Below are 18,911 nucleotides of genomic sequence, written 5' to 3' on the forward strand. Positions count from 1 at the left end.
CTGTGCAACCATCCCTGATTACCCATGACTTACTAAGGGGGAACAGATGATCACCGCCTACATTCTCAATAACAAGGTGCTGGACATAGTCACGCTCGGGCCTGACGACATAGTGCCTGACAACACCGTCTGGCTGGATGCCTACAAGCCGGACACGGCGGAGCGAGAATGGTTGACGGGCCTGTTCCTGGAGGAGGTTCCCGACAAGGAGGAGCTGGACGACATAGAGGCGTCCGCCCGTTTCTACTGGGACACCGATGGTCTGCACATTCACTCCCTGTTCCCCCAGCGGATCGGCCGTGACACCAAGGGTGTCCACGTCTCCTTCACCCTGCGCAACAACCTGCTGATCAGCATCCGCGAGGATGACATCGGCCTGGTGCGCCTGCTGCGTCACTACATGCGTCAGGACAGGCTGGAGGTGGAGAATGCCCTCGACATCCTGCTGGAGGTGCAGAACCTCAAGGTGGAATACCTCTCCGATCTCATCGAGGACGGCTACAAGACCCTGGAGAACACCGCCGATCAGATCTTCGAGCCGGATCAGATCAATGCCATGCTCAAGGAGCTGATGGCCCAGGAAGAGGCCAACGGCCAGATCCGTCTCTCCCTGCACGATACCCGGCGCGCCCTGCGCTTCCTCAAGCGCAGCCTGCGCCAGCGCATGACCGGCGAGCAGAACAAGTGGATCGACGAGATGCTGCACGACGTGGAGTCCCTGCTGCCCCACACCCAGTTCCTGTTCGACAAGATCAATTTCCAGCTGGAGGCCTCCATGGGGGTGACCAATCTGGAGCAGAACAAGGTGATCAAGATCTTCTCGGTGGCCGCGGTGATCTTCCTGCCACCGACCCTGATCGCCAGCATCTACGGCATGAACTTCGGCCGCATGCCGGAGCTCGCCTGGGAGTACGGCTATCAGATGTCGCTGGTGCTGATGGTGATGTCGTCGCTCGGCACCGGCCTGTTCTTCAAGCGCAAGGGCTGGCTGTAACGCGCACATCGACATGCCAGGCCCGCGAATGCAAATCAGGGAGCCGTGGCTCCCCGATTAATTTCTGCCCCGCGCCTCGCTTGTAAAGGGCGCGCTATCGCCCCATATCCCCCCTATCACCAGCATCATCCGGCAACTCAAGGGCCCTTATGACCCTCTATCCCGAACACCGTTACGACGATCACGGCCAGCTGCGGCCGCCGATCTGGTTCTGGCCCATCGCCCTGCTGCTGACCCGTTCGGTCTGGTTGTTTCTGATGGCGGGGGTGACCCGCGAGAGCGGCAGCGCCATCCTGAGCCTCTTCTACCCGGACAGGATGAGCCTCTACATCGGCCTGCTGACCGACGTGCCCGCCATGCTGGCACTGCTCGCCTGCGGCGGCACCCATCAGCAGACCCACAGTGTTCGCGCCTGGCTCAGACGCCACAGCCGCGGCCTGCTGCTTAGCTCCACCCTGAGCGGTCTGGTGATGCAGTTGCACAGCCTGAATCTGCAGAAGTGGTCGTTCAGCTGGCCCACCGCCCTGGTGCTGATCGGCAGCCTCTGGGCGCTCTGGTATCTGCTGCGCAGCCGCCAGATCCGGGAATACGCCGTCGATCAGCCCCACGGGCAGGGCTGATCAGGGCGGCAGCTGGCAAACCGATCAGACGCACGGCGCCGTTATTGGCGAGTTACCCGGATCTGCAGGGTCTGGCGCTCGCTGCCGCTGGCCATGCCAACTCGTGACTGGTTCGAGAGTTCGGCCCCACTGCCCTCTTGGCTGGTGGACAGCTCCCCCACCGTCAGCCACTGACCGGGGGCACCGCTCACCTCGGTGGCACTCTGACCGCCGCGGATGGTGCCTTGCTCCAGCCTGGCCTGCTCGCTGCTGAGCACGATCTGCACCCGCTCCCCCATCAGGGTGGCGGTGGCGTAGAGGCCGTTGATCAGCGGCACCATGCCCACCACCCGGCCCCCCTGCCAGCGATAGAAGGTCACCGGTTGGTAGGATCCCATCTGCAACAAGACGGGCCGCCCCGACAGGCCGCGCACCTGCCAGCTGTCGTCCTGGCTGCGCTGGTAGCTTTGCCCCTTGCCCTCCGCCAGCCACTGTCGCCTGGCATTATCATTGCTGATGCCAACCCCCAGCTGCTGACCGCTTGAGGCCCCCTCCACCCGCCACTCGATGAGCAGACTCTGGGGCGGCTGGTTGAGCTGGTTCAGGGTTCCCTCGGCCTCCTGCAGCTGCGCCGCACTGCCGCTCAGCACCAGCTGGTTGCCCATGGCACTCACCCCAAGCTCGGGGTAGATCTCCTTCAGGGTCCGCACCATCCCCTCTGCCTCAAACACCGGGATCACCTTCACCTCGGCCCGCAAGGGCAACACCCAGAGCCCGCAACACCACAGTACCCAGATCCAACGCCACTGTTTCATCATCGCCTCTCTTCGCCGCAACCCCTGCCTCATGACAGTTTGCCATCATCCATCGCTGACGCGTTACTGCCATGACGGCAGCGCGCGGGACAGTCTCTCTCTTGTTCAGTTTCGCCCCCTTGAAACGCCCGGCGAGGCCATTTCGGCCCTGAAAACAAGACTCACAAGGAGATCCAAAAAACCTGAATAGAAATGGTTATCATTTGTTGTCACAACAAGATCGCTCGGATACAATTCGGACTCATTTTTTCGAGCCAGCCTCTGATGAAGCCAGTTATTGCCGTTTCCAGCACCCCCGCTGCCATTCATCTGGCGATGCTGATCAACATGCTCTCCATGGGAAGCATGATGATGGTCATGCCGCTCGGGCCCGATCTGGTCATCAGCCTCGGCATGGCGCCGGAGCAGACCGGCTACTTCAGCGGCGGGGCCACCCTGGGGGCCGCCCTCATGGGTATTATCGCCGCTCCCTGGCTCGACCGCTTCGATCGCAAACCCGCCCTGCTGCTGCTGCTGAGCCTGCGCTTCCTGCTGCTGATGGCCTGCGCCCTGGTGCAAGACAGCCAGCAACTGCTGTTGCTGTTCATTCTGTCGGGCTGCGTGGCCGGTCCGCTCTCCGCCATCCTGATGGCCGCAGTGCTGGATCTGGTGCCAACCGCCGAGCGGGGGCGCCGCCTCGCCTACGTCGGCATGGCGTTTTCACTGGCCGCCATCCTGATCGTGCCCGCCGCCCTGATCCTGGCCCAGTGGCTCGGCTGGCAGAGCCCCTTCCTGCTGTTTGGCGCGAGCGGCCTGCTGCTGGCACTGATCTGCGCCCGCCTGCTGCCGTCCCTGCCGGTGACCCGCTCCCCCCAGGGCAGCGGTCTGCGCCAGTTGCTCGCCTCGCCCCTGTGCCAGGGGGCCCTGTGCATCCTCTGTCTGCAGATGTTCGGCCACTTCCTGCTGATCCCGCACTTTGCCAACTATTTCCAGTTCAACCTCGGCTTCCCGCGCGAGCAGATCGCCGCCCTCTATCTGTGCGGCGGGCTCGCCAGCATGGCCACCATGCGCCTGTGCGGCGGCTGGATCGATAGAGGCAAGGCCCAGGGCGCCATCCTGCTCACCAGCCTGCTGCTGGCACTGGTCACCCTGCTCGGTTTCGCGCTGCCGGTCGGCCTGCCCGTCTACCTGCTGTTTACCCTGTTCATGGCGCTGAGCTCGGCTCGCGCCAGCACCACGCTCGCCATCACGGCCGCCATTCCGGCGCCCCATCAGCGCGCCGCCTTCATGTCATTCCAGGGCACGGTCACCAATGTGGCGGCCGGGCTCGGCAGCCTGCTCTCGGCCAGATACCTGGTCTCCGACGACGGCGGCTCCCTGCAGGGATTCGCCGCGCTGGCCTGGCTCAACATCGCCTGCGGCCTGCTGGCCTGCGGTGGCGTCTGGTTCCTCATCCGAGGGCTGGCGCGGATAAAAAATAACAATAATCCTGCCTCTGGTACTGCCAGACAAGGAAGTCAGTGAGCATCCGGGCCAGAAGAGCCCGGAACCCATAACCTCTGTTTATTCATGGAGTTTTGACAATGCAGTTGCAGCCTGGCGTATTTCGCTTGAACCCTATTTTGCTCTCCCTCGGTCTGCTGGCCCTGCCGGGCCTGGCCCAGGCCGAGTCGGTCAAGGCCAACGAGACCATAGTCGTCACCGCGACCCAGACCAAGCACACCGAGTTCACGGCCCCGGCCAGCGTCTCAGTGGTGAGCCGCGCCGATCTGGACAAGATGAACGTCAACAACATCGGCGATGCGCTCAAGCACGTGCCCGGTGTCAACATCATCGCCACCAACCCCACCGGCCGCAACGAGATCAAGATCCGTGGCATGGGGGGCGACTACACCCTGCTGCTGATCAACGGCAAGCGCGTCAACGCCCGCGAGACCCTGGGCAGCGCCTATGGCAACGACTTCGACCTGAGCTCCATCCCCATGGCGGCCATCGAGCGCATCGAGGTGATCCGTGGCCCCGTCTCCTCCCTGTACGGTGCCGATGCCTTGGGCGGTGTGGTCAACGTGATCCTGCGCCAGGCCACGGAGAAGACCGAGGCCGCCGTGGGTTACACCCACAGCATGCCGACCGAGGGGGATGGCGGCGACGCCAACCAGGGCAGCGCCTTTGTCTCCGGCGCCCTCATCGACAACAAGCTGCTCGGCAGCATAGTGGTCGAGGGTTATCAGCGGGATCGCTGGAAGAGCGATCAGAGCAACAACCCGGACGCCGACGCCCTGGAAAAACGGGAAGTGGTCAACGTGCTCTCCAGCCTGAAGTGGCTGGTCGCCGACAATCAGGACATCGATTTCGATCTGGGCTACAACCAGAACGACATGGACAGCTACTTCAACAACGTGCCGCGCGCCCCGACCGCACCGGCCACCCCCCACAATGTGCAGAACCTCGATCGCCTGAGCCTGGGGCTGACCCACAACGGCCGCTGGGAGCACTTCGACAGCCGGGTCCGCTACTACTTCGAGCAGATCGATCTGATGGATGACTCCCAGCTCAATGGCGGCGCCGCCGATGTCACCCAGACCAACAACACCGTCGATGGTCAGGTCAGTGGCTACCTCGGCGAGCACCTGCTCACCTCGGGCGCCGAGCTGCGCAAGACCGAGCTGGAGCACAGCCGCAACATCGCCAACGGCAGCGTGGATGCGACCCAGAGCGCCGTCTACCTGCAGGACGAGTTCGGCTTCGGCGATCTGGCGCTGACCCTGAGCGGCCGCCTGGATCACCACGAGACCTATGGTACCGAATTCAGCCCCCGCGCCTACGCGCTCTACACCCTGACCGACGAGTGGGTGATCAAGGGCGGCGCCGGCAAGGCGTTCAAGGCTCCGACCCTGGCCCAGTCCAGCGAAGGCTTCTCCACCACCGCCTGCCGCGGCGCCTGCCAGGTGGTCGGCAACCCGGATCTGAAGCCGGAGACCGCGGTCAGCTATGAGCTGGGCACCGCCTACGAGGCCGCTCACTTCGGCGCCGGGGTGACCGGCTTCCACAACGACATCGAGGATCTGATCCAGAGCGATCAGTGGGGCCCGGGCTACCGTCCGACCGTGATGACCTACCTCAACGTCAAGAAGGCCAGGATCAAGGGTCTCGAGCTGACCGGCTGGGTCGACGTGCTGGACAACGTGCAGCTGACCGGTAACTGGACCCTGCTGGACTCCGAGGACAAGAGCACCGGCGAGGATCTGGCCAAGACCCCGGATCACACCGGCAACCTCGGCCTGGACTGGCAGGCGAGCGACATGGTCAGTGCCAACCTGGCCTGGCAGTATGTCGGCAGCCAGATCATCAAGGTCCCGGCCCGCAACGCCCAGGCGTTCAAGTCCGACAGCTACCAGACCCTGGACGTCAACACCAACTGGACCGTCACGCCGGCCCTGGACTTCAAGCTCGGCATCACCAACCTCACCAACACCAAGCGTGATCAGGTGGCCACCGACGCCGACTTCATCCTGGAAGGTCGCACCGTCTACGCCGGGGTTGACTACAAGCTGTAATGACCCCCTGATGCGGGAGCCCAAGCGGGCTCCCTTTTTGCGTTTCTGTCCCCTGGTATAAGGAGTTCTCCGGTGTCAAGACACCAAACACAGCTGCTCTGGCTCGGATTGGTTCTCCTGTTCCTGCTGATTTCACTGTCACTGGCCACGGGTGCCGGTGTCTATGGTGGCCGCGAGGTCGCCGGTTTCCTGCTGGGCGATCCCGCCCTCGTGGCCGATGAAAAACTCGCCATGATAGTCAATACCCTGCGATTGCCCCGTACCCTGGCGGCCCTGGTGGTGGGGGTCTGTCTCGCGCTGGCGGCCTCCATGCTGCAGAGCGCCACCCGCAATCCCCTGGCCGAACCCGGCCTGCTCGGCGTCAACGCCGGCGCCGTCTTCGCCCTGGTGATAGGCCTCACCTATTTCGGCGTCGAATCCTCCTACGGTTACCTGCTCTGGTCCGGCATGGGGGCCCTGCTTGGCAACCTCGTCGTGCTCGGCCTCGGCCTGATGGTGGGTCGTTCCAACCCGCTCAAGCTCATCCTGGTGGGGGTCGCCCTCTCCGCCACCTTCGGCGGCCTCTCCAACTTCCTGCTGCTCTCCAACAAGGTGGTGCTGGAGCAGTTCCGCTTCTGGAACCTGGGGTCGCTGGCCGCCTCCAGCCTGGATGCCGTGCTGACGGTGCTGCCCTTCGCCCTGGCGGGCCTGCTGCTGACCCTGGCCCTGTGCCGCCAGCTCACCCTGATGCAGATGGGGGACAACCAGGCCCAGGCGCTCGGCATCCGGCCGACCCGGGTGCGCATCGGCGTGCTGCTGGCCGCCACCCTGTTCACCGCCTGCGCCATCGCCATCGCCGGTCCCATCGGCTTCGTCGGCTTCCTCGCCGCCTACTGCGCCCGCCTGGTGGAACCGGTGCGCCTGGCCATCCAGGTGCGCTTCTCCGCCCTGTTCGGGGTGCTGTTCCTGCTCGGTGCCGACATACTGGCGCGCTGGCTGCTGCAGCCGTTCGAGCTGCCCAACGGCGTCATTCTGGCGCTGATCGGTGCCCCCGTGCTCATCCTGGTGGTGCGCAGCGGCGGCTTCCGCTCCCTGCTGGCCGTCAAATAAGGTGCCCTCCCATGAATAACGCCATGAATGACGCCATTACGGGCGCCGCGCCCAAGCCCCCCCTCCCCACCGGCACCCTCTGCCTGCGCCTCGGCCGCCGTACCCTGCTGCTGGAGCGCCGCGCCTGGCTGATCACCATGGGGCTCATCTTGGCCCTGATCTTGTTGTCCCTGCTGGCACTGACCCTGGGCTCCGGCAAGATCAGCATGATGGGGGTCATCCAGACGCTGCTGGGCGAAGGGAGCCGGCTCAGCGAGGTGACGGTGTTCAAGATCCGGCTGCCGCGCATCGTCGCCGTGCTGGTGGCGGGCGCCACCATGGGCCTCTCCGGCTGCCTGGTGCAGACCCTGATCCGCAACCGCCTCGCCACCCCGGACATGATAGGGGTCAACGAGGGGGCCTCCTTGGCCATCATCATCTTCTCCCTCTACCTCACCCTCGGCAGCTGGCCCTGGTGGGCCGCGCCGCTCGGCGCCCTGTTCGCCGCCGCCGTGCTCTATGCCCTGTGCAACAAGCCGGGGGAGCAGGGCTACCTGTTCGTGGTGATCGGCATCGGCGTCTCCGAGCTGATGAACGCCATCGGCCAGTTCGCCATGTCCACCCAGTCCCTGGTACACCTCAGCAGCCTCTACCTGTGGAACATGGGCAACTTCGTCGGCCAGGGCTATGGCACTGTGGCGCCGGTGGGGATACTGATCCTGCTGATCTGCCCCTGGATCATTTATCTCTCCCGCGCCCTCGGCGTGCTGCGCCTCGGCCCCATCACCGCCCAGACGCTGGGGGTAAACGTCAACCGGGTGCAGCTCGGGGTGCTGGCCCAGGCCATCATGGTGGCGGCGCTCGGCACCGCCATCGGCGGCCCCGTGGTGTTCATCGCCATGGCGGCCCCCATCCTCGCCTCCTGGCTGAGTCGGGATCGCATAGTGCCACTCTGGATAGCGGCCCTGTGCGGCGCCCTGCTGCTGCTGGCGAGCGACACCCTGGTGCGGGTGCTGGCCAGCCCCCACGAGGTCGCCACCGGCATCATGACCCGTATCCTCGGCGGCCTGCTGCTGCTGTTCATCCTGATCAAAGACCGACAGAAGGCCGACTGACGATGAATTCCACCCTCTTCCCAACCCGACCATCTTTATCAGACAAGGGGCCGAACCATGACCCTCAGCGTTAACCGCCTCCATTTCGGCTATCAACAGAAGCGCGTGTTCGACGACATCTCCTTCAGCATTCCCAGCGGCAAGCTGGTGGGCATCGTCGGCCCCAACGGCGGCGGCAAGTCCACCCTGCTCAAGCTGCTGGCGGGCCAGGAGCAGCCCCAGTCCGGGGAGATACTGCTCAAGGGCAAGCCGTTGGCGGGCTATGGCATGAAGGCGCTGGCCCGGGAGCTGGCCTACCTGCCCCAGCGGCCGCTGGTGCCGGCGGGCATCCGGGTCGAGCAGCTGGTGCAATACGGCCGCCATCCCCATCAGGGCTGGTTCAATCAGTGGAGCGAGGAGGATGCGCGCATGGTGCGCTGGGCCCGGGAGCGGATGCAGCTCGATGCCATCTGGCAGCAGAGCGCCAATTCGCTGTCCGGCGGTCAGGCGCAGCGGGTCTGGCTCGCCATGGTGCTGGCCCAGGATGCGGATATCATACTGCTGGACGAACCCACCAGCGCGCTGGACATCGGCCACCAGACCGAGGTGATGGAGGCCATCCACCAGATCACCGCCGAGGGCAAGACGGTGCTCATCGTCATTCACGATCTCGCCACCGCCGCCCGTTACTGCGACGAGCTGATCGCCTTGGGGGACGGCGGCGTTCAGGCCATGGGGCCGGCCCGGGAGGTGGTGACCAAGTCCCTGATCGACCGCCTCTACCAGACCGACGTCGACATACTGCACGCCCCCGGCGACGGTGCCCCCGTCATAGTGCCGCGCCGGCGCGGCGATGCCGTGACCAAGCAACAGGCCTGAATAAAAAACCGCCCATCCGGCGGTTTTTTATTGGCTGATGTCCTGGCTGATTCAAAGCGCCAGCAGGGTGAGCAATCCCCCCGGCAGCCGCTGCCAGCGCAGGGTGCAGTGCCAGCCGGCGGGCAGGTCAGGCGCAAGTGCCGTCTTGAGGCACAGGCTGATGCTCTGCTCCGTCATCCCCAGCCAGCGGGCATCCAGAAAGTCGAAGTAGCGCCCCACCCTGGGATGGAGCGCCTTGAACAGGCTCTCCTTGGCCGAGAACACCAGGGTCAGCCCCTGCGCCCTGTCCAGCCCGGCGGCACGGGCCCCCGCTCCCAACCGCCCCCACTCCTGCTCATCGACGATGCCGGACCAGAGCGGGTCCGCCTGCCCGCCGTCCAGCCAGGCCTCCAGATCCAGCCCGAGCCCGGCTCGACCGGGGCGCGCCGCGCACAGCGCCACCCCCTCCCCCAACAGCCGGCTGTGGCTGATGCTGCCCTCCATCCCCGCGGGCCAGCAGGGCGCTCGATCCTGGCCTATGGCCACCGTCTCGCCACCCAGGCCGTAGGGGCGCAGCGCCTGACGGGCCGCCAGACGACCCGCCAGAAACTCCCCCTGACGCTTGCTCACCGCCCCCTGCAGGGTCGCGGGCAACAGGATGCCGTGCGCCGTGAAGCAGGCCGGGGTGAAGGCGGCGGCATCGAAGCGGACCCGCTGGATGGGCAGCGGCTCCAGCCCCGGCAGTGACAGGGCATCGGTCTGCCGGAGGAAGGGCGCGACCGTGGATGAAGGGGTGACTGTAGATGAAGGGAGCATCGGGGATCCTCACAATGGGCTCCCATGGTACCAAAGCCGCCCTGGTCTATACACAAATACAAATGACAACCCTTCTCAATTTAACTTGTGATAGCATATTCCCGCCCATTTGGGGCCCTGCTTTGAGGCCCAGCTTCTGCCTGCCGGCGGCAGGCAACAGGGCAGCGCATAAGGGCAGGCCATACGAGCAGGTCATACGAACAGGTCATACGAACAAAGAGTGCCGCCGATTTCACCCATAAGGATGTAACCATGAAGATCTTCTCCCCCCTGGCAGCCGCGCTGATGCTGGCCAGCCTGGTCGGCGTTCAGGCCCAGGCCGACAGCCGTCAGGTGATCGATGCCAACGGCAAGACCCAGACAGTGCCCGCCCAGCCCAAGCGCATAGTGGTGCTGAGCGAGCTCGATCTGGACACGGCCCTGACCCTGGGCGTGCAACCGGTCGGCACCGTCAACGGCCGTGGCCAGGCTACCCTGCCGCGCTATCTGCTGGACAAGGCGGGCCCGGATATCGCCGTGGTCGGCGATCTGGACAACCCCAACCTGGAGCGGCTGATAGACCTCGAGCCGGATCTCATCCTGACCAACCAGACCAAGCCCGAGCTGCTGAGCCTGCTGCAGGAGATAGCCCCCACCGTGGTCACCGGCAACTGGGGCCAGCCCTGGAAAGAGGTGTTCAGCCGCAGCGCCCAGGTGATGAACAAGGAGGCCGAGGGCAAGGCCTTCCTCGCCCAGTACGATGCCCGCCTGCAGCAGGCCCGCACCCAGCTTGCCGCCCATCAGGGCGAGCGCCTCAGCATAGTGCGCTGGAACCCGAAGGGACCGAGCTACATGCACGGCGGCACCTTCGCCAGCAGCGTGGTGATGGAGATGGGCCTGGCCCGACCGCCCCACCAGATGGGTGACAAGAGCCCCCACTCCCCGGCCCTGAGCCTGGAATCCCTCAACCTGCTGGACGGCGACTGGCTGGTGATCGGCACCCTGAGCGCCAGCGGCGATGCGGTGGATGCCATGCAGCAGGCCGAGCAGACCCCGGCCTTCCAGCAGCTCGGTGCCATCAAGGCCAGGCGCTTCGGCGCCGTGGACGGGTCGCTCTGGACCTCCACCGGCGGCCCCCAGGCGGCCTTGCGGGTGATCGAGGACGTCGAGCAGTTGATGAGCAAGCCGGACGCGGCCCCCGTCACCCGCTGATCCTGCCCGTCCCCCCGTCAAAAAGAGAAGCCCGCATCGTTGCGGGCTTCTTGTTTATCGGCTTCTTGAGTTTTCCCCGTCGCCTCACTCCGGCAAGGGCAGCGCCTTTCGGTCCAGCTTGCCGCTGCCGGTCTTGGGCAGGGCATCCAGCAGCAGGATCCGCGCCGGCACCATGTAGTGTGGCAGGCTGGCTTGCAGCCCCTTGCGCAGCGCCAGCCGATTGAGCGTCACCCCGACCCTGGCCTCCACATAGCCCACCAGCATGGCCTCGTCCCCTTCACCGATGAGCCGCACCGCCGCCTCCTGCACCCCGGGCTGGCGCCGCAGCGCCGTCTCGACCTCCCCCAGCTCGATGCGAAACCCGCGCAGCTTGACTTGATCGTCACGCCGCCCAAGATAGAGGAAACGGTCCACCCCCAGCCGGCGCACTCGATCCCCGCTGCGGTAGAGGCGGTGGTTATCCAGCCGCAGGAAGGCCGCCGCGGTGAGGGCGGGCTTGCGCCAGTAGCCCTCGCACAGGGCCGGACTCTCGATGCAGAGCTCCCCGGCTTCCCCGTCGGCCACCGGCAGCCCCGCCTCGTCCAGCACCCAGTGCCGGTAGCCCGGCAGGCTGTGGCCTATGGTGATCTGCCCGTCCGCCGGGGGCCAGCGCACCTCGCTCACCAGGGACCAGACGGTGGCCTCGGTCGGGCCGTAACAGTTCCACAGTCGCCGGGTGCGGGCACAGAGCTGCTCGGCCAGGCCCGGATCCAGCGCCTCGCCACCGCACAGGGCGGTGAGGCCGTCATGGCCCTGCCAGCCCGCCTTGAGCAGCATGCGCCAGCAGGCCGGGGTCGCCTGCATCCAGTCGATGGAGGTGTCCGCCGCCAGCAGCGCCAGCATCCCCAGCGGATCCTTGTTGTGCTGGTTGCTCGCCACCGTCAGCCGGCCCCCGCTCCAGAGCGGCCCCAGCATCTCCAGCAGAGAGATGTCGAAGGCCGGGGTGGTGATGAAGAGCCAGTGGCAGCTGGGCGTCAGCCCGAGCCGCTCGCGGATCCCGTCGAGGAAGCAGAGCAGGGCCCGCCGGCTGATGACCACCCCCTTGGGCTCACCGGTGGAGCCCGAGGTGAACATCATGTAGGCCGCCAGGGCATCGTCCACCTGGGGGTAGGCGGGCCGCGGGCGACGCTCGCCCTGCCCCGGGGCAGGCAGGGTTCGCAGCGGACAGCCAAACTCGGGCATCCCCCACACGGCGTCGCAGATCACCGCCGAGAGCCTCGCCTGACGGGCGATACCCTGCAGCCGCTCCACCGGGAAGTCCGGCTCGAGCGGCACGAAGCAGAGGCCGAGCCGCAGACAGGCGAGCAGGCTGGCCACCAGATCCGGGCTGCGCGTCAGGTAGAGGCCGACCCGCTCCCCCACCGCCAGCCCCTGCAGGCTGGCGGCTATCTGATCGACCCGCAGGTTCAGCCCGGCGTAGGTCAGCCAGTGGCCGTCCATGCCGATGGCGGGCGCCAGCGGCGTGGCGCCCAGCAGGTCCGCCAGGCGGGCGCCCAGCCCCCTTGGCGCCCCGGCATTGAGCGGGGTAACCCCCGCCGCCTTTAATGCGACCTGTGTAGCGACAGGGGTTGAAACCGTCATAACACCTCCTCGGGCAGGCGCGCCAGCCAGTGGTTGAACAGGGTGCAAGGCGCCCCCTGCGCCTTGAGCTCCCGCAGCGTCAGCGGAACATGCGCCCCGGCGAACGCCTGATTCAGGGCCGCCAGCAGGGCGAGCTGCTGCACCGAGTCCACCCCGAGCTCAGGCAGACTCTGCTGCCAGGACGCCGCCTCGCCGCAGTGCTGCCGCCACAGGGCCAGCAACTGGTTCGCCTGAGGGCTCATCGCCTGCGTCGAGTCATCTTCCTTTGCCAGGGGCAACGGTTCGCCCGCACGAGGGGCGCAGCCGGCAGCCAGACGGGCGGGTTGGGCCAGATCAGCCTGCGCCAGCCAGCCAAGCTCGGCGAGCCACTGGGCCAGCACCGCCTCGGCGCTGGCGGGCGCGATCAACTCGCCATCGTATTCGAGGCGCAGGTTGAGCCGACCGCCACGGGCATTCACCACCAGCGAGAGCGGCAGCTCCACCTTCTCCACGACGCTACCAAAGTGCGGCACCAGCTGATGAGGCTCAGGCGTCTGGGGCTGCGCCGGCATGGGGTAGTTCTCGAACACGAACAAGCTCTGGAACAGCCGGCCCCGGCCCTTGGTCAGGGCGGCGAGGGACTGGGTGCCATGTTGGTTCAGGGCCAGGGAGTCCGACTGCAGCTGCGCTATGTGCTGCTCGAGCGTCCCCTCGGTGCGCCAGTCCAGGGCCAGCGGCAGGCTGTTGATATAGAGCCCCACGCTCTGGGTGATCCCCTCTATGGGGAAGTCCCGGCCCGGGGTCACGTTGCCCACCAGGGTTACGGCGTCGCCGCAGCGGCGGGCGAGCAGGCGATGCCAGGCGTATTGTGCCAGCAGGCCCGTGGTCACGCCGAGCTCGCGGGCGCGGGCCTCCAGTCGAACCGAGATCTCCGGCGCCAGGGTCTGGCCGCAGACCGCCGGCCTGTGTTGGGTGAGGTGCGGCTCCAGCGCCACCCCGAACAGGGCGGCCAGATCGTTGGGCCGAGCCAGCAAGTCGCTGCGCCCCTGCCAGTAAGCCTCGTTGGCGGCGGTTTGGCTCGCGATATGGCGACCAAATTCGAGCCAGGCCTGATCCGGGCGGGTCTGCGGCGACAGGCCGTTCATCAACAGCTGATAGTGACTATGCAGGCTGCCCAGCAGCACGGGGCCGCTCCAGCCGTCCAGCACGGCGTGGTGGGCGCTCAGGATCACCCTGTGGTGATCGGGTGCCAATGTGAAGCAGGCGATGCGCAGCAGCGGGGCCGCATCCAGCGGGATGGGATGGGCCAGATCCCGCTGGCGATAGGCCGCTATGTGCGCCTCGGCCCCCGCCATGCCGGACAAGTCCTCGTGGTGGAACGGCAGCTCGGCGTGGCGCAGTATGCGCTGCAGGGCAACTCCCTCCTCCACCAGCAAGGCGGCGCGCAGCACGGGCCAGCGGGCGAGCTGCGCCTGCCAGGCGGCCTGGTAGACAGCCACATCCAGCCCCTGGCGGTAGTCGATCTCGGTCTGCAGGTGGTAAGCCGTGTCACGGGGCGCCAGCGCCCTGTGGTAGAGCATGCTCTGCTGCAGGGAGCTCATGGGCAGCAGTGTCTCCACCTCACCCCCCGCCGGATCCAGCACGAGATCCAACGCTTGCTGGGAGAGCGGCAGGCCCGGGAAGTCGCTCGGGGTGTGGCGCGGCCGCTCGACTGCGCAACAGGCCGCCACCAGCGCCTCTATATTGGCCCCCAGGGACGCCATCAGGGCATCGCTGGCCTGCTGGTTCAGGGCGCCGACCTGGCGCAGGGTGAGGCAACCATCATAGACGCCGCCATGCAGGCTGATGAGTTCGCGCGGCAGGTTGTCCGGTGCCGAGGGCTGGCCAGGTGCCACCGGCAGCGGCTGCCAGGACGCGGCGGCCGTCCCCCGATGGGAGACCCCCAGGTAGTTGAAGACGATGGCCGACTGTGGCAACTCACGCCCGCGGGGATGGTGCATGCGCAGGGCGTTGAAGCCGACCCCCTTGTCCGGCACCGCACGCAGCCGCTCCTTGGTATCGCACACCAGCCCCCCCCAATCGCCCCTGTTGGCCAGGGCCAGGGGATAGGTGCTGGTGAACCAGCCCAGGGTGCGGCTCACATCGAGTTGGGGGGCTCTGGCTTCAGAGTCAATGGCCTCAGCGTCAATGGCCTCACGGCCGTGCCCTTCCAGCATCAGGCAGTGGTTTTCCCCGTAACCGAGATCGCTCAGGGTGCGGGTCAGGGCCGCCAGCAGCAGATCCGGCACCCGGGTAAAATGGGCCTGGTTCGCCTCATTGATGAGGCGAGCCGTGGTGTCGGCATCCAGCCGCAGCAGGCTGGCGGCGGCGCGGCCATCCGGGGCGCGCTGCGCCTTCAGCAAGCCTTGCTGGCTGCCCTCCCCCTGAGCCTGCCAGAAGGAAAGCTGTGCGGCTTCGCGGCCGGCATAGGCCTCGAGCCCCTCCCCCCACTGGCGGTAGCTGCTGCCCTTGGCGGGCAGGGGCTCGCCGCGGGCCAGCCGGGCGAGATCCTCGGCCAGGATGCGCCAGGAGACGGCATCGATGACCAGATGATGGAACGCCAGGAAGAGCCCCTCCACGGGCTCCGCCTCCCCCTCGACGGGCAGGTTGTGCAGCCGGGCCCAGGCCAGGGTGTGGCCGCTGGCGGGATCGAGATCCCCCTGCAGCTCGGTCAGGCGGGCCTGCAGTTCCGCCCCGCCGAGTGTTCCTGCATCCAGGGTCGGCAAGGGCGGCAGCGCCAGCTCGGCCAGATAGCGCTGGCCGGCCGGGGTCACCGCGAGGCGCAGGGCGTCATGATGCTGGCGCAAGGTGGTCAGCCAGCCGGCCAGGGTGTCATCATCGATCCCGGCGGGCAGACGCAATATCACCCCCTGATTCCAGTGGCCGGGCTTGGCGAAGCCCTGCTCGAAGAACCAGTGCTGGATGGGGTGCAGCGGGAATTCCCCTTCCAGGATCCCCTGCTCAGTCTGGTGGCTTGTGGCCTGTTGCTGGTCAAGCTGGCGGCAGAGGCGGCGCACCGTCTTGGCCTCGAACACGTCCTTGACGCTGCAGTGCAGCCCCGCATCCCGCAGCCGGGTGCAGAGCTGGATGCTGAGGATGGAATCCCCCCCGAGGCGGAAGAAGTCATCCTCCACCCCGAGCGGCTGCTTGAGCACCCCCTGCCAGATGGCGAGCACCGTTTGCTCCAGCTCGCCCTGTGGCTCGCCCTTGCTCTCCTGCCATTGGAGGGCGGGCAGGCGGCGCAGATCCAGCTTGCCGTTGGGGGTGAGCGGCATCTCGGCCAGCCAGCAGAGCCTCACCGGCACCATGTATTCCGGCAACAATTCACCGGCCCGTTGCAGCAGCGCCTCACCATCGGGCTCGCTCGCACCAGCTTGCAGGCTGGCCTTGTCTAAACAGGCATAGGCGAGCAGGCGGCCCTCTTGCACCACCACCTTGATCTGGCGGATGGCCGGCTCGATCGCCGCGAGCTGGGTCTCTATCTCGCCGGGCTCGATGCGATAGCCCCGCAGCTTGATCTGCTCATCCAGCCGACCCAGGTAGTTGAGGTTGCCATCACGGCGCAATAGCGCCCGATCCCCGGTGCGATAGAGACGATGTGTACGACCGGCGTGAGTCAGCTCGACGAAGGCCTCGGCGGTACGCTCCGGCAGGTTGAGGTAGCCGCGGGCCAGCCCGAGGCCGGCCAGACAAAGCTCGCCGGGCACCCCGACCGGGCAGGGGTTGCCCCCCTCGTCCAGGATCAGCGCCTTCAGGTTGTTGATAGGCCGGCCTATGGTGATGGGCTGGCCTGGGCTGAGCCGCGCGCAGAGCGCCGTCACCGTGCACTCGGTCGGGCCGTACATGTTGTAAAGGGCCACCCGCGCGCCCCAGCGATCGACCAAGGTGCTCGGGCAGGCTTCGCCGCCAAAACCGATGGCGCGCAGGGAGCCGAGATCCAAAGGTGGCAGCAGGTTCGCCAGCAGGGCGGTGGGCAGGATCATGTGGCTGGCGCCGCACGCCATGGCGGCGGCGATCACCCCCTCCCCCGGCTCGCCGAAGTGCAGGGCCGCGCCGCAAGAGAGCGGCAGCAGGGTTGTCATGTTGCCTGCATCGAACGACAGGGACATGCAGTTGAACATGGCCCCACTCCGATCGAGCTCGATACGCTCCGCATGATCCGCCATCAGGTTGACCAGGCTACCCTGCTCCACCATGACCCCCTTGGGCAGGCCGGTACTGCCCGAGGTGTAGATGATCTGGGCCAGCATGGCGGCATCCCGCGAGACGGCGGGGACGCTGCATGGCAGCGACTCCAGCACCAGCCGATGCAGATTGTGGTAGCCGGCATCGGCGCCGGTCAGCGCCTCGGCTAGCCGGGCATCCTGCTCCCCCCCCAGCACCAACTTGATACTGGCGTCACTCAGGATATGAGCCAGCCGCTCGGTGGGATAGGCGGGGTCGAGCGGCACATAGGCCGCCCCCGCCTTCCAGCAGGCCAAGAGGCCGATGACGAAGGCAAGGTCCCGCTTGGCCTGGATGCCGATGGCGGCGCCCGGGGTCACCCCCTGCACCAGCAGCCAGTGGGCCAGGCGGTTGGCCCTGGTCTCCAGTTCGCCATAACTCAGGGCGCCCTCGCCGTCACTCACCGCCAGGGCCGCGGGGTTAGCCGCTGCCTGGCGCTCGAACTGACAGAGCAGGGTGTCGCGGCTTTGGTAATCCGCCGGCAGGCTGGCGAGCTCGGCGGCCAGTGCGGCCCTGTCCATCCCCGCCTCCAGCGGCAGTTGCCAGATGTCGGTGTCGGGGGCGGCCACCACGGCGCGCATCAGGTGAAGCAGCCTGTCCGCATAGCCTTCGATGGTGGCACGCTCGAACAGGGCGGTGGCGAACAGCCAGTCCACCCGCACCGAGTCCATCAGTTCTGTCACCTTGACCGAGATGTCGGTCTTGGCGGGCAGCACGGGGGAGGTCTCCTCCACCAGCTGGCAGCCGGGGATGAGATCGTTGAAGTCCACCTTGGCCTGATAGACCAGCATGATCTGGAAGATGGGGTTGATGGCGGTGGTGCGATCCGCCCCTATGGCCTCGGCCAGCGCCTCGAAGCGGTAGAGCTGGTGATCGAAGGCCGCGAGATCCTCCTCACGACACTGTTGCAGGTAGTCGACGAAGCTGGGGTTGCCCTCGAGCCGGGTGCGCAGCACCAGGGTGTTGACGAAGAAGCCCACCAGGGACTCAATCTCGTGGCGCTCGCGATAGGCGAGCGGCGTGCCGATGACCACCTCCTTCTCCCCGCTCTGGCGCACCATCAGCAGGGCAAACAGGGCGTGCAGACCGATGAAGTTGGAGGTGTTGTGGCGCTGACACAGCCGCTTGAAGCTGTCCCACAGCGCGTTGTCTATGGTGGAAAACACCAGCTCGCCGCCACTGGCCTGATGGGCCGGGCGCGGCTTGTCGAGCGGCAGGCCATGCACCTCGGGGCTGCCGCCGAGGCGGTCCACCCAGAACGGCTTGAATTCGGCGTGGTAATCCAGAAAGCGCGGCGAGTTGAACCAGCGGGCATAGTCGAGATAGGTGAGCGGCAGCTCGGCCAGATCCAGTGGCTCGCGGTTCTGATGGGCGAGGAAGGCGCGTTTCAGATCGGCGAACATGTTCTTGACCGACCAGCCGTCGGAGATGATGTGGTGCTGGGTGATCAGCAGCACGTGCTCCCGTGCCCCCAGCCGGATAAGGTGCACCCGGCTGAGATCCCCCTGCACCAGGGAGAAGGGGCGCCCTATCTCCTCGCGCACCCGCTCGGCCACATAGGCCTCGCGCTCGGCTTGCGGCTGCTGGCTCACATCTTCAATCCGCAGCTTGAAGGGCTGGTGGGGTAGTATCTCCTGGGCCCCCCGGCCCGCCTCGTCCTTGACGAAGCGGGTACGCATGCTGGGGTGGCGGGCGAACAGCCGATCGAAGGCAAACTCCAGCGCGGCCGTGTCCAGCTCACCGCTGACCCGAAAATAGACCGGCATGTTGTAGAGGTGGGAGGCCTCCTCATACTGCTCGATAAACCAGAGCCCGCTCTGGGAGGAGGAGAGCGGCCCCCGCAGGGCGCCCTGCCCCTCTATCGGCGCCTCGAAGGCCGCGCGGGCGGCCAGGCAGCGCACCAGCGCCTCCTTGTGCCGCTTGATGAGGGCGCCGATGGCGGGTGTCACCGCCTCCTTGCTCGATTGGGAGACCAGCTGCCCCTTGTCGTTCAGCGCCAGCTTGACGCCCTGGCGCTCCAGCTGCCGAAGCAGCGCAATCATATTGTTCATAAATTACCTCTGGCTCTTCTAGGCGGT

At 66.5% G+C, this 18,911-nt stretch carries 11 protein-coding genes and 1 pseudogene; 8 read left to right on the forward strand and 4 right to left on the reverse strand.

What is annotated here, in order from left to right:
- Positions 1 to 46 precede the first annotated feature (46 nt).
- Both corA and KW825_RS00905 read left to right on the forward strand, forming a co-directional pair.
- Positions 47 to 994 carry a magnesium/cobalt transporter CorA gene (gene corA / locus KW825_RS00900; RefSeq protein ID WP_042653558.1) on the forward strand — a complete coding sequence of 316 codons (948 nt, stop codon included), beginning with the start codon at positions 47 to 49 and terminating at the stop codon, positions 992 to 994.
- A gap of 149 nt (positions 995 to 1,143) precedes the next feature.
- Positions 1,144 to 1,614: a DUF2919 domain-containing protein gene (locus KW825_RS00905; protein WP_218292340.1), complete on the forward strand. Its 471-nt coding sequence runs from the start codon at positions 1,144 to 1,146 to the stop codon at positions 1,612 to 1,614.
- A gap of 41 nt (positions 1,615 to 1,655) precedes the next feature.
- Here the strand turns inward: KW825_RS00905 and KW825_RS00910 are convergent, their stop codons facing one another.
- The gene (locus tag KW825_RS00910) at positions 1,656 to 2,411 is read right to left on the reverse strand and encodes a hypothetical protein (protein WP_371315751.1); all 756 of its coding nucleotides are present in this window, start codon (positions 2,409 to 2,411) and stop codon (positions 1,656 to 1,658) included.
- 261 nt (positions 2,412 to 2,672) lie between these two features.
- Between KW825_RS00910 and KW825_RS00915 the strand changes: the two genes are divergently transcribed.
- The 5 genes from KW825_RS00915 to KW825_RS00935 all read left to right on the forward strand — a co-directional run bounded on the left by KW825_RS00915 (position 2,673) and on the right by KW825_RS00935 (position 8,985).
- Positions 2,673 to 3,911 (forward strand): MFS transporter, encoded by a 1,239-nt coding sequence (locus KW825_RS00915; RefSeq protein ID WP_218327906.1) that lies wholly within the window; start codon positions 2,673 to 2,675, stop codon positions 3,909 to 3,911.
- A gap of 59 nt (positions 3,912 to 3,970) precedes the next feature.
- Entirely contained in the window at positions 3,971 to 5,944 is a 1,974-nt protein-coding gene (locus tag KW825_RS00920) for a siderophore amonabactin TonB-dependent receptor (RefSeq protein WP_218327907.1), read from the forward strand.
- Between the two features lie 72 nt (positions 5,945 to 6,016).
- Positions 6,017 to 7,033: an amonabactin ABC transporter permease subunit 2 gene (locus KW825_RS00925; protein ID WP_042653554.1), complete on the forward strand. Its 1,017-nt coding sequence runs from the start codon at positions 6,017 to 6,019 to the stop codon at positions 7,031 to 7,033.
- 11 nt (positions 7,034 to 7,044) lie between these two features.
- Entirely contained in the window at positions 7,045 to 8,127 is a 1,083-nt protein-coding gene (locus KW825_RS00930; protein WP_218327908.1) for an amonabactin ABC transporter permease subunit 1, read from the forward strand.
- Between the two features lie 57 nt (positions 8,128 to 8,184).
- Positions 8,185 to 8,985: an ABC transporter ATP-binding protein gene (locus KW825_RS00935; protein ID WP_218292335.1), complete on the forward strand. Its 801-nt coding sequence runs from the start codon at positions 8,185 to 8,187 to the stop codon at positions 8,983 to 8,985.
- A 51-nt stretch (positions 8,986 to 9,036) separates the two neighbouring features.
- Here the strand turns inward: KW825_RS00935 and KW825_RS00940 are convergent, their stop codons facing one another.
- A complete protein-coding gene (locus tag KW825_RS00940) occupies positions 9,037 to 9,780 on the reverse strand; it encodes a 4'-phosphopantetheinyl transferase (protein WP_218327909.1) in 744 nt (247 codons plus the stop codon).
- A 252-nt stretch (positions 9,781 to 10,032) separates the two neighbouring features.
- Here KW825_RS00940 and KW825_RS00945 point away from each other — a divergent pair, with 252 nt between their 5' ends.
- On the forward strand, positions 10,033 to 10,971 hold the full coding sequence (locus KW825_RS00945; RefSeq protein WP_218327910.1) for an iron-siderophore ABC transporter substrate-binding protein: 939 nt from the start codon (positions 10,033 to 10,035) through the stop codon (positions 10,969 to 10,971).
- Positions 10,972 to 11,055: 84 nt separating this feature from the next.
- Here KW825_RS00945 and KW825_RS00950 read toward each other — a convergent pair whose 3' ends face one another.
- The gene (locus KW825_RS00950) at positions 11,056 to 12,591 is read right to left on the reverse strand and encodes an amino acid adenylation domain-containing protein (RefSeq protein WP_218327911.1); all 1,536 of its coding nucleotides are present in this window, start codon (positions 12,589 to 12,591) and stop codon (positions 11,056 to 11,058) included.
- 314 nt (positions 12,592 to 12,905) lie between these two features.
- Positions 12,906 to 18,884, reverse strand: a pseudogene (locus KW825_RS00955) (amino acid adenylation domain-containing protein); the annotation flags it as partial.
- Positions 18,885 to 18,911: the final 27 nt, after the last annotated feature.

Source organism: Aeromonas sp. sif2433, assembly GCF_019218705.1.
Taxonomy (GTDB): Bacteria; Pseudomonadota; Gammaproteobacteria; order Enterobacterales; family Aeromonadaceae; genus Aeromonas; species Aeromonas encheleia.